Annotated in this window: 17 protein-coding genes; 8 read left to right on the plus strand and 9 right to left on the minus strand. The window is 68.6% G+C overall.

All coding sequences use genetic code 11. The features are described 5' to 3' along the window. Nucleotides 1-14 precede the first annotated feature (14 nt). From tsaB to ACFYWJ_RS00760, 5 genes are all read right to left on the minus strand, one after another. Complete coding sequence (tsaB, locus tag ACFYWJ_RS00740) at nucleotides 15-707, minus strand: tRNA (adenosine(37)-N6)-threonylcarbamoyltransferase complex dimerization subunit type 1 TsaB (protein ID WP_355271476.1); 693 nt, start codon at nucleotides 705-707, stop codon at nucleotides 15-17. 65 nt (nucleotides 708-772) lie between these two features. Continuing rightward, nucleotides 773-1,228 (minus strand): tRNA (adenosine(37)-N6)-threonylcarbamoyltransferase complex ATPase subunit type 1 TsaE, encoded by a 456-nt coding sequence (gene tsaE, locus ACFYWJ_RS00745; protein ID WP_355271474.1) that lies wholly within the window; start codon nucleotides 1,226-1,228, stop codon nucleotides 773-775. Beyond that, nucleotides 1,221-2,297, minus strand: coding sequence for an alpha/beta hydrolase (locus ACFYWJ_RS00750; protein WP_355271472.1), 1,077 nt, complete (start codon nucleotides 2,295-2,297; stop codon nucleotides 1,221-1,223). The genes tsaE and ACFYWJ_RS00750 overlap by 8 nt, the downstream gene beginning before the upstream one ends. Beyond that, the gene (gene alr, locus ACFYWJ_RS00755) at nucleotides 2,294-3,430 is read right to left on the minus strand and encodes an alanine racemase (protein ID WP_355271736.1); all 1,137 of its coding nucleotides are present in this window, start codon (nucleotides 3,428-3,430) and stop codon (nucleotides 2,294-2,296) included. Before alr ends, ACFYWJ_RS00750 begins: the two co-directional genes overlap by 4 nt. Nucleotides 3,431-3,557: 127 nt before the next feature. Beyond that, the gene (locus tag ACFYWJ_RS00760) at nucleotides 3,558-4,997 is read right to left on the minus strand and encodes an NAD(P)H-hydrate dehydratase (protein WP_355271471.1); all 1,440 of its coding nucleotides are present in this window, start codon (nucleotides 4,995-4,997) and stop codon (nucleotides 3,558-3,560) included. Between the two features lie 69 nt (nucleotides 4,998-5,066). On the opposite strand from ACFYWJ_RS00760, the gene ACFYWJ_RS00765 reads away from it, so the two are divergent. Beyond that, nucleotides 5,067-5,492: a cupredoxin family copper-binding protein gene (locus ACFYWJ_RS00765; RefSeq protein WP_355271470.1), complete on the plus strand. Its 426-nt coding sequence runs from the start codon at nucleotides 5,067-5,069 to the stop codon at nucleotides 5,490-5,492. A 36-nt stretch (nucleotides 5,493-5,528) separates the two neighbouring features. Here ACFYWJ_RS00765 and glmS read toward each other — a convergent pair whose 3' ends face one another. Further along, nucleotides 5,529-7,409, minus strand: coding sequence for a glutamine--fructose-6-phosphate transaminase (isomerizing) (gene glmS, locus ACFYWJ_RS00770; RefSeq protein WP_355271469.1), 1,881 nt, complete (start codon nucleotides 7,407-7,409; stop codon nucleotides 5,529-5,531). A gap of 36 nt (nucleotides 7,410-7,445) precedes the next feature. On the opposite strand from glmS, the gene ACFYWJ_RS00775 reads away from it, so the two are divergent. Beyond that, nucleotides 7,446-8,303 (plus strand): dienelactone hydrolase family protein, encoded by an 858-nt coding sequence (locus ACFYWJ_RS00775; RefSeq protein ID WP_355271468.1) that lies wholly within the window; start codon nucleotides 7,446-7,448, stop codon nucleotides 8,301-8,303. Between the two features lie 46 nt (nucleotides 8,304-8,349). On the opposite strand, the gene ACFYWJ_RS00780 is transcribed toward ACFYWJ_RS00775, so the two are convergent. Genes ACFYWJ_RS00780 through ACFYWJ_RS00790 form a run of 3 tightly spaced genes read right to left on the minus strand, consistent with a single transcriptional unit; the run spans nucleotide 8,350 to nucleotide 10,150 of the window. Then, nucleotides 8,350-9,228, minus strand: coding sequence for a hypothetical protein (locus ACFYWJ_RS00780; protein ID WP_355271466.1), 879 nt, complete (start codon nucleotides 9,226-9,228; stop codon nucleotides 8,350-8,352). A 2-nt stretch (nucleotides 9,229-9,230) separates the two neighbouring features. After that, nucleotides 9,231-9,590: a hypothetical protein gene (locus ACFYWJ_RS00785; protein ID WP_355271464.1), complete on the minus strand. Its 360-nt coding sequence runs from the start codon at nucleotides 9,588-9,590 to the stop codon at nucleotides 9,231-9,233. Next, the gene (locus tag ACFYWJ_RS00790) at nucleotides 9,578-10,150 is read right to left on the minus strand and encodes a YbaB/EbfC family nucleoid-associated protein (protein WP_355271462.1); all 573 of its coding nucleotides are present in this window, start codon (nucleotides 10,148-10,150) and stop codon (nucleotides 9,578-9,580) included. Before ACFYWJ_RS00790 ends, ACFYWJ_RS00785 begins: the two co-directional genes overlap by 13 nt. Before the next feature lie 72 nt (nucleotides 10,151-10,222). Here ACFYWJ_RS00790 and ACFYWJ_RS00795 point away from each other — a divergent pair, with 72 nt between their 5' ends. The 6 genes from ACFYWJ_RS00795 (at nucleotide 10,223) to ACFYWJ_RS00820 (ending at nucleotide 14,331) form a co-directional block, all read left to right on the plus strand. Beyond that, nucleotides 10,223-10,672: a hypothetical protein gene (locus ACFYWJ_RS00795; RefSeq protein WP_355271460.1), complete on the plus strand. Its 450-nt coding sequence runs from the start codon at nucleotides 10,223-10,225 to the stop codon at nucleotides 10,670-10,672. A gap of 242 nt (nucleotides 10,673-10,914) precedes the next feature. After that, nucleotides 10,915-11,484: a DUF3558 domain-containing protein gene (locus tag ACFYWJ_RS00800; protein WP_355271458.1), complete on the plus strand. Its 570-nt coding sequence runs from the start codon at nucleotides 10,915-10,917 to the stop codon at nucleotides 11,482-11,484. Nucleotides 11,485-11,529: 45 nt separating this feature from the next. Further along, nucleotides 11,530-12,036, plus strand: coding sequence for a hypothetical protein (locus ACFYWJ_RS00805; protein ID WP_355271456.1), 507 nt, complete (start codon nucleotides 11,530-11,532; stop codon nucleotides 12,034-12,036). Continuing rightward, nucleotides 12,033-13,205, plus strand: a complete 1,173-nt coding sequence (locus ACFYWJ_RS00810; protein WP_355271454.1) for a hypothetical protein — start codon at nucleotides 12,033-12,035, stop codon at nucleotides 13,203-13,205. The genes ACFYWJ_RS00805 and ACFYWJ_RS00810 overlap by 4 nt, the downstream gene beginning before the upstream one ends. Further along, on the plus strand, nucleotides 13,202-13,993 hold the full coding sequence (locus tag ACFYWJ_RS00815; RefSeq protein ID WP_355271453.1) for an ESX secretion-associated protein EspG: 792 nt from the start codon (nucleotides 13,202-13,204) through the stop codon (nucleotides 13,991-13,993). The genes ACFYWJ_RS00810 and ACFYWJ_RS00815 overlap by 4 nt, the downstream gene beginning before the upstream one ends. Next, nucleotides 13,990-14,331, plus strand: a complete 342-nt coding sequence (locus tag ACFYWJ_RS00820) for a hypothetical protein (protein ID WP_355271451.1) — start codon at nucleotides 13,990-13,992, stop codon at nucleotides 14,329-14,331. Before ACFYWJ_RS00815 ends, ACFYWJ_RS00820 begins: the two co-directional genes overlap by 4 nt. Nucleotides 14,332-14,334: the final 3 nt, after the last annotated feature.

Genomic DNA, 14,334 nt, shown 5'->3' on the forward strand with positions numbered 1-14,334 from the left:
GTCGGACACGGCGTTCACGCCCCGGTCCGGTCGAGGGTGCGGAAGCTGTTCTCGACGGCGTCGGGCCTGCGCAGGTACAGCGGGACCAGCGGCTCGGGCGCGGTACCGGCCAGCAGCTCGGCCGCGGCGACGGCCACCAGCCCGGCGGGCGACGGCGTCTCGCTCGGCAGCACCGGCAGATCGAAGTAGTCGACGTGGGCGGCCGAACCCGCGATCGCGACGGCGTCACCGAGCGGCACCTCGGCGGGCTTGCACACCTCGGGTCCGGCGCTGCGCGCCCCGTTCAGGTAGCGGGCCCAGTACACCTCGCGCCTGCGCGCGTCGGTCACCACCAGCAGTTCGCCGCTGTCGCGTTGCTCACCCGCGGCCTCGGCGGCGATGGCGTCGAGACTGCACACCCCGTACACGGGCAGACCCAGCGCGTCGCCGAAGGCGGCGGCGGTGGCCATCCCGACCCGGAGACCGGTGAACGGGCCGGGCCCGACCCCGACGACGAGAGCGTCGAGCTGGTCACGGCGCACTCCGGCCTCGGTGAGGCATTCCAGGATCTGCGGGGTGAGCACCTCGGCGTGGGCGCGCGCGTCGACCTTGACGCGGGCAGCGAGCGTCGCCACGGCGGGCCGGGTGTCCGCGTCGGCGGCAGGTGACAGATGCACCAATCCCGCTGTAACGGCGGGTGTCGCGGTGTCGACTGCTAGTACGAGCATGATTGTCTCAACAATACCGGGTGGTTTTCGCGCCCGGCGCGCACCGGTGCCCGCCGGTCCACGGGTTATTCGATCCACTCCCAGATGGCCGTGCGCACATCGGATTCCGGTTCCCGGGCGAGTTGCACCCGCAGATGCCGTTCGGTGAGGTGTTCCACGACACCCTTGCCCCATTCCACCACCACGACGGCGTGGTGCAGGTCGGTGTCGAGGTCGAGCGCGTCGAGTTCGTCCAGGTCGCCCGCGAGCCGGTAGGCGTCCACGTGCACCAGCGCGACGCCGGGCGTGCCGTCGGGCCGCTGCCCGGCCTTGTGCGCCCGCGCGATGATGAAGGTCGGTGAGCTGACCCGGCCCGCGACACCGAGACCGGCCGCGATCCCCCTGGTCAGCGCCGTTTTCCCGGCGCCGAGCGGACCGTCGAGGACCACCAGGTCACCGGCGCGCAGGGTCGCGGCCAGCTCCCGGCCGAAGGCTTCGGTGTCCTCGACCGTGGCCAGGACGCGCTGCTGCGGGTCAGCCACCGACGGCCTCCCCGCCCCGCGCGCCGCCGAAGCCGGCGGCGGCCAGCAGCCGGTCCAGTGCGTCCAGCGTCACCTCGGGATACTGCAGGTGCGGCATGTGCGCGGCCGCGCCCATCCGCACCAGCTCGCTGCCCGGCAGGGCCGCGGCCAGCGCGCGCGAGTTGCGGAACGGGATCACCATGTCGTGCGCGCCGCCGAGGACGAGCACCGGGAGGTCGGCCAGCACCGGCAGCGCCGCCGACTCGTCGTGCAGCTCAATCGCTTTCAGGAACTTCTCGATGGTCGCCACGGGCGTGCGGTCGATCATCATGGTGGTGAAGCGCGACAGCGTCGGGCTCACCGGCCCGTGGAACGAGCTGACGTGCAGGATCGGCGTCACCAGCTGCTTGCTCGCGGTCCGGCTCACCTGGACGACGGCGGGCGCGGTGCGCACCGCCATCCGGAACCCGTCGATCGCCGGATGCCGCAGCAGCTGCGGCAGCCCGGTCGCGGTCACCTCGGCCGCGGCGGTGCAGAACAGGCCGACCGCGCGCACCCGCGCCGCGAAGAGTTCGGGGAACTGCGCCGCCGCCGCGAGCACGGCCATCCCGCCGAGCGAGTGCCCGACCAGCACCACCGGCCCGGTCGGCGCGCACTCGCGCACCACGGTGGCGACATCGTGGCCGAGCTGCGCGACGGTGCAGCTCTCGGTGCTCGGCGTGCCGGAGCGGCCGTGCCCGCGCTGGTCGAAGAAGACCAGCCGGACCCGCGGGCCCCATTCGCGGGCGAGGTCGCGGCGCTGGAAGTGGAAGGACTCCATGCTGTTGCAGAACCCGTGCACGAAGACGACGGTCACCTCGGCGGACTCGTCACCGTAGATCCGGGTGGCCAGCGACACACCGTCGTCGGCGATCACCATGCCCGGCTCGTCCTCGTCGATCAGGGCGAAATTCTCGTCGCGGTACTCGTCCCGTTCGGCGGGCCAGCGCACCCGCGCGCCGATCCGGCGCAGCGTGTGCGCGACGGCGAGCGCGCCGAGCAGGCTCGCGGTCGCCAGGCCGCCGCGCAGGATCACCTTGCCCCGCGTCATCGGCCGGTCCCCACGTAGCGGCGCACGGCCCGGCCGCGCGGCGAGCAGACCACCTCGTAGTCGATGGTGTCGAGCAGCCTGGCCCAGTCGAGCGCGTGCGGGTGCCCGGCGCCGCCGCCGAACAGCACCGCCCGGTCACCCTCCCGCACGCCGCCCGGGTTGTCGCCGAGGTCGACCATGAATTGGTCCATGCACACGCGCCCGACATTACGGTGCCGGGACCCGCCCAGCCACACCTCGAAACGCCCACTCAGCGAGCGGAATACACCGTCGGCGTAGCCCGCCGGCACCAGCGCGACGGTGGTGTCGCGCGGCGCGATCCAGCGGTGCCCGTAGGAAACGCCCTCCCCCGCGGCCACCCGTTTCACCAGGGTGACCTCGGCCTGCAGCGTCATCGCGGGCCGCAGCCCGAAGTCACCGAGCTCCGGGATCGGCGACAGCCCGTACACCGCGATGCCCGGACGCACCAGGTCGAAGTGCAGGTCGGGGCGGGTCAGCGTGGCCGCGGAATTCGCCAGGTGCACCTGCTCGGGCTCGAGGCCCTGTTCCTTGGCCTGCGCGATCGCCTCGACGAAGCGTTCCCGCTGCCGGTCGAGCATCGGATGCTCCGGTTCGTCGGAGTGCGCGAGGTGGGAGAAGATCGCCCGGAACCGGACGACCCGCTCGTCGACGAGGGCGCGCAGGACCCGCAGGACCTGCGGATACTCGGTGACCGACACCCCGTTGCGGTTCAGCCCGGTGTCGACCTTGAGCGTCACGACGGCGGTCCGGCCGCTCGCGCGCGCCGCCCGCTCGACCGCCCGCAGCTGCGTGAGCGAGGACACCCCGATCTCGACATCGGCCGCGATCGCCGCGCCGAAGTCCGCGTCGATGGTGTTGAGCCAGCACAGGATCGGCGCGGTGATCCCTGCGGCGCGCAAGGCCAGCGCCTCGGCGACCGTGGTGACCCCCAGCTCGGTGGCCCCCGCCGCCAGCGCCGTGCGCCCGACCTCGACCGCGCCGTGGTTGTAGCCGTCGGCCTTGACCACCGCCATCACCCCGGCGCCCTGCGCGAACTCGCGCAGCACACGCACGTTGTGGGCGATGGCATCCAGGTCGATGACAGTCTCCACTTGCGCATTCACGGCTTCGATCCTGCCAGGACCCGCCGGATTCGCGGAACCTGCCCCCGCGCGGCCCGTCCGCCGCGGCGATGGTCCCGCGACAGCGGTCGCCGCGATCTCGCCCGCGTCGGCACCACCGCCGCGGGCGGCCCCGCTCTCATTCGCCGGCGAGCTCCCGCAGGACGCGGATGGCCGGACGGATGTGTCGCAGCAGCGGCGACGCGGAGATCGGCGCGGCCGCCGGTTCCCCGTCATAGGCGGCCAGGTTGGCGGCCAGGGCGTGCACGCGCGCGGCCGCCGCGGCCGACCACGCGGGCGGGCGGCCCGCCGCCAGCAGCGCGCCGAGCAGGCCGGACAGGACATCGCCCGAGCCCGCCGTCGCGGCCCACGACCCACCCGCGTCGCTGACCAACGTCGGCTCGCCGGGCGCGGCGATGATCGTCGCGCGTCCCTTCAGCAGCACGGTCACCTGCCACTCCTCGGCGAGAGCGCGGACCGCCTCCACCCGATCCGGGCCAGGTTCGGCGCCGGTGAGCCGGGCGAACTCGCCCGCGTGCGGCGTCAGCACGGTCGGCGCGGTGCGGCCGAGGACCAGGGCGGGTTCGGCGGCGAGCAGGGTGAGCCCGTCCGCGTCGACGAGCACCGGCAGATCGGTGGCCAGCACCTGCGCGAGCCGGTCCCCGGCCGCGGCATCGGTGCCGGCGCCGGGACCGAACACCCAGGCCTGGACCCGCCCGGCCCCCGAGATCGTGTGACTGGCGACGACTTCGGGATACGTCGCCAGCACCTCGGTGTCGTCGCCGACGTAGCGCACCAGGCCCGAGGTCGCCGCCACCGCCGCGCCGGTACTCAGCACCCCGGCCCCCGGATACTTCGCGCTCCCCGCGCACACCCCGACCACGCCCTGGCTGTATTTGTCGTCCGCCGCGCCGGGCACCGGCCAGTCCGCGCCGATCGCCGCGGCCGCCCGCTGCGCGAGGTCGGGTTCGGGCAGGCGTAAACCGATCGGCACCAGCACGATTCGCCCGCACCACGGCGCGGCCAGCGCGTGCACCGGCTTGTACGCCCCGAACGCCACCGTCACCTCGGCCCGGACCGCAGGGCCGGTGACCGCGCCGGTATCCACATCGACCCCGCTGGGCAGGTCGGCCGCGATGATCGGAACGTCCACGGCCGCAACGAGCTCCGCGGCCGCCGGGCGCAGCGGTCCCCGCCCGGAGATCCCCACGATCCCGTCGATCACCAGATCCACCGCGTCGAGCCGGTCGACCACCCGGCCGCCCGCCTTCCGCAGCGCCGCGAGCCCGTCCGGATGCGCGCGTTCGGGACTCAGCAGCACCGCCCGCACCGCCACCCCGCGCCGCGCCAGCATCGACCCGGCCCACAGCGCGTCGCCGCCGTTGTCCCCCGAGCCGACCAGCAGCCCGACCGCCCGGCCCGCGACTCCGCCGGTCCCCGAACGCAATTCGTCGGCCACCACATTGGCCAGCCCGTACGCGGCCCGGCGCATCGGCATTCCCGCGGGCACCCGGGTGAACAGCTCCGCCTCGGCCGCCCTGACCTGGTCGGCGGTGAAGTAGCCACGCCGATCCGTCATCGTCGCCTCCCGGCCGCCCGCGCGGCCCACGACAGGTCCGCGATCGTTCGCAGACTACGCTCCAGACCCATGTCGATGGTTCGTCACCGCGCCGCATCCACCCGGGTTGTCGCCGGATTCGTCGTGGCCGCCGCCCTGCTGATCGCCGGTTGCTCCGGCGACTCCGGGGACGCCGCCTCCACCACCACCCGCAAGCCGCGTCCGGTCACCACCACGACCAGCCAGACCGAGCACAAGCCGACCAACCTCACGGTCGACGTCTCCGGGATGAAGTACTCACCCGCCGACGCCACCATCAAGGTCGGCGAGACCGTCACCTGGAAATTCTCCGACAAGGCCCCGCACAACGTGCAGGGCATCGGCGACAAGGCGATGGGCATCAACAGCCCGATCATCGACAAGGGCGAATGGTCCTACACCTTCACCCAGCCCGGCACCTACCGCTACCTGTGCAGCCTGCACCCGGACATGCGCGGCACCATCACCGTCCAGTGATCGGGGCGGCCGGTCTCGCGACCGGCCGCGCACCCGCTATTCGACGGTGACCGACTTGGCCAGGTTGCGCGGCTTGTCCACGTCGTAACCACGCGCCTGCGCCACCTCGGCGGCGAAGATCTGCAGCGGCACCGTCGACAGCAGCGGCTGGTACAGCGTCGGCGCGGCCGGGATCTCGATCAGATCGTCGGCGAAGGGCCGCACCGTGTCGTCGCCCTCCTCGGCGATCACGATGGTCCGCGCGCCGCGCGCCTGGATCTCCCGGATATTGCTGAGCAGCTTCGAGTGCAGCACCGGACGGCCCTTGGGCGACGGCATCACCACGATGACCGGCAGCCCGTCCTCGATCAGCGCGATCGGCCCGTGCTTGAGCTCACCGGCGGCGAAGCCCTCGGCGTGCATGTAGGCCAGTTCCTTGAGCTTGAGCGCGCCCTCCAGCGCCACCGGATACCCGACGTGGCGGCCGAGGAACAGCACCGTCGGCACGTGCGCCAGCTCGCGCGCGATGGCCCGCACCTGCGTACCGGTCTCCAGCACCCGCGCGATCAGCTTCGGCATGGCTTCCAGCTCGGCGAACTCGCGCGCGACCTCGTCGGGGTACTTGACCCCGCGCGCCTGCGCCAGCGCCAGTCCGACCAGGTAGTTGGCCGCCACCTGCGCCAGGAACGCCTTGGTCGACGCGACGCCGATCTCCGGCCCGGTCCTGGTGTAGATGACCGCGTCCGACTCGCGCGGGATCTGCGCGCCGTTGGTGTTGCAGATGGCGAGCACGCGCGCCTTCTGCTCCTTGGCGTGGCGCACCGCCTCGAGCGTGTCGGCCGTCTCGCCGGACTGCGAGATGGCCACCACCAGCGTCGACCGGTCGAGCACCGGGTCGCGGTAGCGGAACTCGCTGGCCAGCTCGACCTCCACCGGCACCCGGGTCCAGTGCTCGATCGCGTACTTGGCGAGCAGGCCCGCGTGGTAGGAACTGCCACACGCGACGACGAACACCTTGTCGAACTCGCGCAGCTCCTGATCGGCGAGGCGCTGCTCGTCCAGGACGATCCGGCCGCCGTTCTCGTCGACGACGAAATGCCCGATCAGGGTGTCGGCGACCGCGGTCGGCTGCTCCTCGATCTCCTTGAGCATGAAGTAGTCGTGGCCGCCCTTCTCGGCGGCGGCGAGATCCCAGTCGATGGTGAACGGCCTGGTCACCACGCCTTCGGTATTGCCCGCGAAGTCGGTGACGGTGTAGCTGTCGGCGGTGATCACCACGGCCTGGTTCTGCCCGAGCTCGACCGCCTCGCGGGTGTGCTCGATGAACGCGGTGACATCGGAGGCGATGAACATCTCGCCCTGCCCGACCCCGACCACCAGCGGCGTCGACTGCCGGGCCGCGACGATCGTGCCCGGGTGATCGGCATGGGTGAAGACCAGCGTGAACGCGCCCTCGAGGCGCTGCAGCACGGCCAGCGCGCTCGCGGTGAAATCGCCCGCGGTGGGGCCCTCGGCGTAGGCGCGCGCGACCAGGTGCACCGCGACCTCGGTGTCGGTGTCGCTGAGCAGCTCGATGCCCGCGTTCTCCAGCTCGCGGCGCAGCGGCGCGAAGTTCTCGATGATGCCGTTGTGGACGACGGCGAGCTTGCCGGACGCGTCCCGGTGCGGGTGCGCGTTGCGGTCGGTCGGCGCGCCGTGCGTGGCCCACCGGGTGTGCCCCATGCCGCTGGTGCCCGCGAACCGCTCGGCCCCGGCCTCGCCCAGCTCGGCCTCCAGATTGGCCAGCTTGCCCGCCTTGCGTTCGACCGCGATCGACCCGTTTCCGTCGAGGATCGCGACGCCCGCGGAGTCGTATCCGCGATACTCCATGCGTCGCAACGCGTCGACGACAACGCCGAGCGCGTCCCGGTACCCGACGTAGCCCACGATTCCGCACATGGTTCTCCACCCTACTGATCGGATACCCTTCTCGCCGTGTCGGTGTCTGTGAAGTCGCTCCTGAGCACCCTGTCCGCGCGCGGCCCCCACCGGGTGTTGCGCGGAAATCTGGGCATCGCGGGCCAGCCGGGTGTGGTGTTCACCCCCGAATCCGGGCTGGGCCTGCCCGCCGTCGCGTTCGCGCACGGCTGGCTGACCAGCGCCGAGAACTACAAGAGCCTGCTCGAGCACGTCGCGTCGTGGGGCTTCGTCGTCGCCGCGCCCGACACCGAACGCGGCCCGATCCCGTCACACCTCGACCTCGCCACCGACCTGCTCACCACGCTCGACATCGTCAGCAAGGTGCGCCTCGGCGACGGCACCATCAGCGTCCACCCCGACCGCCTCGCCCTGGCCGGCCACGGCATGGGCGCCGGCGCCGCCGTCATCGCGGCCGCCCAGCGCCGCGTCGCCGCCGTCGCCGCCCTGTTCCCCTCCCCCACCTCCCCCGCCGCGGAGAACATCGCCCCCGAGCTCGACACGCCCGGCCTGATCCTGGCCGGCGCCACCGACCTCGACTCGGTCAACTCCAACGCCCGCGCCCTCGCCACCGCCTGGGCGGGCCCCTCCCTCCTGCGCACCATCGACGGCGCCTCCCACAACGGCATCATCGAGGGCCGCCGCCTCTTCGCCGCCCTCGGCGCGGGCCGCTACGAACACAAAACCGAGAAGACCACCCGAGCCCTCCTCACCGGCTACCTCCTCAACACCCTCCTCGGCGACAAGACCTACGCCCCCTTCACCGACCCCGAGGCCGACCTCCCCCACACCAAGCTCGTCGACCCCACAGCGGTAGTCGAAGAAGAATCCCCCAAACTCTCCCTCGGCACGGTCGCCAAACTGATCCGGAAGTAGCCCGGCTCAGGGGGTTCGGACGGCACGAACCTGGCGTCGTCCGACATCACGCCGGCTGCGGTTGCTCCTGGTTGAGACCGGAACCACCGGTCAGAATCGCGCCGACCTTGCCGATCGGCTCCATCAGTGTCTTGATGTCGGTGAAGACCTTCTTGAGATCGCCCAGCATGTCGGAAACGGTAAGGGTGTCCCGTGCGATACGGCGCAAGGCGGCGGGAATGACATGCGCTGCTGCCGCACCGCTCGTTGCGATCAATTCGATCGTCCAGCCGATCGCCGCGCCGATCAAGTTGGCGAGCACATCGCGCACCAGGGTGCGCACGACGTCAACAGCCTTCGACACCGATTCCATCGACTTGCCCATCGTGGCCGCGATGCCGCTGGCGGCATCGATTTGATCGATGAGGCTCGAAGCACTGACCCGGTACTGCTGGCCGGAAGCACCCTGCCAATCGTCGATATCCTGCTCGACGCTGGACTTCCAGTCGGCGGCAACGGCCGTCAACTCGGTGGAGATCTTCGTCCAAGATTTTGCGTACGCCTCGACGATATCCGGGTTCCCCGCCAACTCGTCCAAGGCGTTGCGCATGAACTCGACATGGTCGAGTATCCACTTCGCGACCTGGCTTCCGATGAAGGCGAAAGGATCCAGCACCTTGTAGGCGACTTCCATGACACTGCCTGCCAGTCCGAGTATGCCGAGCATGGCCGCATCGACTTGCCCCGACGCGAAGTTGCCGTACACATCCCACGCGTCACCGGCGATCGTGCCCTTGAGAACTCCAGGAGTGCCTGTCTTCTGGTCACCGTTGAGGCCTACGTTGTAAAGAAGTGCCACGTCCTCCTGGTAATACGCCTGGTTGGAGTCCACCCCACTCGCGAGCAGCCCGTTCGCAGGCGCCTTCGGGTCATCGAAACCGACCACTGCTACCGACCCCCATTCGATTCAGCGATCCCGGCTTTCAGTCCATCCAAGCTCGCCCGGAACTTTCCATCCACGTCTTCGACCGTCGATGCCACAGTCTCGAGCTTGCCGGGCAGAACCGACACCGATTCGGCCAACTTCCGAATCGCGGCGATCGCCGTCTCGTTATCGTCGTCGTATATCCATTCGACGAACGGCCGAGGTATCTCACCGAACCCGTCATCCGCGGAGCCGAGGTAAGTAGCGGCTTGCAGCGCCGCGGTCATCTTCGACATCAGGTTCGTCATCTTGGCCGCGTGCGCGCGGACTTCATCCGGATCGATCGAAAAATCAGCAGGACTCCCCATGATCAGACCAGCCACGACTTCCGGCTGTAGTACTGCTCGTCCTCATCGGGCTCATCCGGCGCGACGACCGTGTCGCGGTTCGGCTTCCGACTCGGACTCGGCCCGGGCGGTGGCGGATAGACCGATTCCGCAGTCGGCGGCTGGTAGGCACGCTCCGACACAAAGGGATTCGGTACCGCGAGGTCATGCACCCCCGGAGTGCCGATCGGCTCCGGATCAGGGAACCGCTGCTCGTATCGACTGATCATGTCGGCGGCTGGTGCATCGTTCCCGACCACGTCGCCCACGAGATTCGTGACCTGCTGGCGAAGCTTCGCCTGGGCGCTCCGCATGCATTCCATGATGGCGGCCGACACCACCACGGGGTCCTTTCCGCGAGTGGGTTCGGCCAGCGTGATCGCACTCGGCACCCCGTTGCTGTCCACGGTTACTTCGACGCTGCCGTCCGCAGATCTCGCGGATACAGCCAGCGCGACCATCGAGCGTTGCAACTCGTCATATTTCTTGGCCGTGTTCTCGAGCTGTTCCGCGAACCGGCGTGCGTGATCGATCGACTCGTCCAGCCTGTTCTCCACGAGAATATTCCTCCCCATACCCTGAATCTCACCACCCGTGAGCGCGACCCTACCGCGTGCCAGAATGGCGCGATGAACATGGGTGAGACCGAGCACCACCCCGCCGGCACAACGCAGCGGCAGGTCGCGAAATATCATGGCGCGCAGGGAGATCCAAGGTACCCCTCGCCTCGTTCGATGCGCGCTTCGATGGCGGGTCTGGTGGATGCCTGCTTGTGGCTGGCAACGTTTCTCGGTTCGTGCCTGGCCCTGATCGCACTTCCGCAGAGCCCGGAAGGCGTCCTTTTGGCAGTCGTGGTGCTGCCTGTAGCGACCGTCATCGTCGTCAACTCCGTACTGCTACCGCGATGGATACGCGCGAGTGTCGGCGACCTCGTTTTCGGGCTGGTCAAGATTCGCCCCACCGACGGAGGCCGGCCGACGATCTCAGACCTCGCGCGCAACATCTGGAACCCGGGGACTGGACGTGACGCATCCGCCACCCCGCGAGTCGTGCAGGTACGTCGGCGCGACTCCCGTTGATGCAGGTACAGCACCCGCTCCAGATGTGCGCTACACCACAATCGATTCTCGGCGGTGCCAGCAGGGAACCGACAGGGCTGGTTCCGCGTCCAATCATCATGTGAGCGGGTCCGTCGCGATGATCTACGCGCACTGCGGTTCGACCTCGAATGAGCAGCCTCGTGCCGCTCGGACGGTCCGGTAGTGTCGTGGCCCATCGGGCGGGGAGTCCCGCAGGGTGCTGGCGTCGGTAGGAGAGACCTGTGCAGGTGAGTCGGGGAACAAGGCTGGTTGCGGGCTTGGCTGTCGCGGGGATGCTGGCGGTGAGCGGGTGTGGTTCCGATAAGCCGGAAGACCAGGCGACCGCGGCCCCGACATCGACCGATGTTCCCCTGCCGACCGGGTTCGATGGATGCAACCTGCCGCAGTCGGTGATAGATGCGGAACAGTTGAAGAAGGGCAGCGAGGACAACAACTGGAACAGTCCGGGCACCGCGCGCAAGTGGCTGGGCTGCAGCTGGATTCAAAGTGACGGATTCGCGGCAGGCGTAGCGGTGACCACGATTACCGGGCAGCAGATCCGCGAGAGTCCGAGTTCTCAGTGGGTCATTGGAACCCAGTCAACGATCGCAGGCCGCGCGGCGATCACCTACTGGATGCCCGCACGCAACCCTGCAGAGAACTGCAACATCAATGTTGAGATGAAAGGCGGCGGGATGGAGATCAGCATAACGAATCCGCCGTCACGCCGGAAGTCGAAGGACCGGAACGCCTGCGACATTGCAACATCGATGGCCGAGAAGCTGGCTCCAACGATTGCAGCAGGCAGCTGACCATGAGCACCAGAATAGATGACGCTTCGGGGAGGGAGCGAAACCATGGCTGACTCGACGCCGCTGGCAAGCCTGATCGAACAGGCCAAGAACGGGAATCTTACGGTCGGCTTCAGCAACAATATCGTGGTGAACGCCGACGAATTCGCCTACATCGAACGCGACTGCGAAGCATTCAAGGCTAAAATAGAGGATTTGCAGCTCCGGGCTCAACGGATATCGGAGCGCGAGAATTGGGGACTCGGCGAAAAGACCGATCGCCTGAACTCAGCGCAAGTCCTGGTCGGCCGATTCCGCGGCAAAGCCATGATCGTCGACCCCGCCAAGGACTCCGCCAACAACGTCTACGACATCCTCGACCAACACTACAAAATCGTCGACGACATCCAGATCCTGCACCGCACCATCGCCCAGAAGTACCGCGAAGCCGACGCCACTTTCGCGGCCGAGTACGACCGCGCGATGGCGAACATGCCCGCCAGCCCGATCACCACGAACCCGCCGGGCAAGATCGAACCCGGCACCATCTCGATCGCGGTAGGCCAGTCATGACGCACACCAACGAGCCGACCAAGATCACCGACGCACTCCGCGAAAACACCGAGGAGTTCGAGCACTGGGACATCTTCCGCTCGTTCAACCCACTAGATCCGACCACCGCGCAACAGTCCGCTCAGGAGTACAACGAACTTTCGATCGGCTGGAACAACGCCGTCGAGTACTTCGCCGCCCGCATCAAGCATTCCAGCTCCGCGGCGTGGGAGGGCAACGCCGCTGAAGCCTCACGGACAGCGATCACGAACTACGCGACTCGCGCGCTGGAGCTATCACCCGCCTTGTCAGCACTCGCCTCCGAGGTGGGCCTGTCGGCCAATTCCGTCGTCATGACCAAACAAAAGGTTCATGAGCCGATGAATGGACGCGATACGTGGGATCTGACCGGAAAGATCGCCGACTGGGTGACCGACGGCCCGCGGTCGAGAGAACAGATCGATAAGGAGAAAGCAGATGCCCGGGCGGCGATGCAGTCTCACTACATCAACCAATTCAAGGAATCAGACGGCAAGATCCCGGTACTTCCCGCCGCGATAAGCCCCGTCAACCCTCTGTACTCTTACGACCCGGATAGCGATCCCGGCGGCAACGGATCCACAAACGGATCCACCAACGGCGCAACCACCACCACCCCAGGCGCCACCACCCCGGAAACGGAACAACCGGCGACCACCGAGGATCCGACCACTACTGACGACGAGTCCACTGACGACTCGACCGAGGATTCGAGCACCGACAATCCCGAAACCGAGGATTCGACGGAGCCCAGTTCGACCACGCCCGACTCACCGTCGACCACACCTGCCGGAACCAACCCCGCGGGGGCCGGTTCACCCGGTTCTGGCTCGCCTGGCTCGGGATCGCCCGGCGGCGGAGGCTCTCCGGGTGGCGGATCTCCGTCCGCCCCCGGTCCCGGGAAGGCGATGCCAGGTACCCCGCTGACGGCCGGTATGACGGCTGCAGGCCTCGGCAGTACCGCCGCCAATGGTGGACGTGGCATGGCCGGAATGGGCGGTATGGGTGCACCGGGCGCTCGCGGTGGCGGGAAAGACGACGAGTCCACCCATGACATTCCGGACTGGTTGAAGAACATGGAGAACACCGAGGAACTCCTGGGTGAAGCACCGAAAGCCTTGCCCGGCGGTGTGATCGGCGGGGACGAATGACGGAATGGACTTGGGAGCCGGACGATTTCGCGGCGCTCTGGTACAGCCCTGGTCGCGACCGATTTCCCTTCCCCCTGGGCTACACCAGCCGGTTGTCCTCGGTGGCGGAAGTGGACCGACATCGTGCGACGGTCCACGGCAGCTACGACAGGGATGCACACGAGCTGATCGATCTCGCATTCCACACCCTCACCACCTCGCAGCTGCGGGTGGAGATCCTGGGCGAGTCGAGCGTTCTCGGCAAGGGCACCGCGAAGGAATACCGCGTCATCGGCGCTCGGACGCCTCACCACGCGGTGATGCTGACGCAAACGGCCACCCACGAGGGAGTCGAAGAGCGGATTCGCTGCCGGCTGCTCCGGCCGGAACAACTGCCCGGCCGACTCTCGTGGATCGTCCCCGAGTGCGCGGCCGGACGCACTGCGGCCGAAACGTTCCATCTCGATGACCTGGCGCCGAAGCAGACGGACTCGAGGGATTGGTCTGTCACGCCGAAGCAGCGATTCGACAAGTTCGTCCACCGCCCTCGCGACGGTTCCGCCTGGGCGCAGCTGCGGACCGGCCCGGTCACCGATCGCCCGGAACCCTGGTCCAGCGCACGCTGGTTCGATTTCACCGACGACGGCCGCTACCTCATGCAGCGCAACCGTGAGCACGTCCGGCTGAGTCCGGCCGGCGCCAACGACCTGACCACGCTCTTCACGACCTGGATCGACCGAGCCCTCACCCGGCTGCACGAACAAGAGGAATACGCCATGTCGACACCATGGGGCGGTGGTCCACGATGAACTGGCTCGCCAGAATCGACAGCATCACCAACGAGCACATCGCCGCCACCCACCAGATCGAAGACCGTGTCGAGCAAGTCCAGCGCGAAGCCTACGAGGCGACCCAGCAAATCGGCGAGCGAGTCGCCGCGATGGGATTCGGCGCCGAGACGCCGGAGGAACGTGCGGCGCGGGAGGTCCGCGAGGAACGGGACCGCCTGATGTACGAGTACCGAATGCGCTCGCAGCAGACGGCCTCACCGGCCCACAGCCGGGAAGTCTATGTGCAGCCGACGGATTGGACCGACGTCGACGAGGCTCGATCCCAGGGATACGGTCGCGATTCATGGCTGGTGTAGGTC

This window comes from Nocardia sp. NPDC003269 (assembly GCF_042888005.1).
Taxonomy (GTDB): domain Bacteria; phylum Actinomycetota; class Actinomycetes; order Mycobacteriales; family Mycobacteriaceae; genus Nocardia.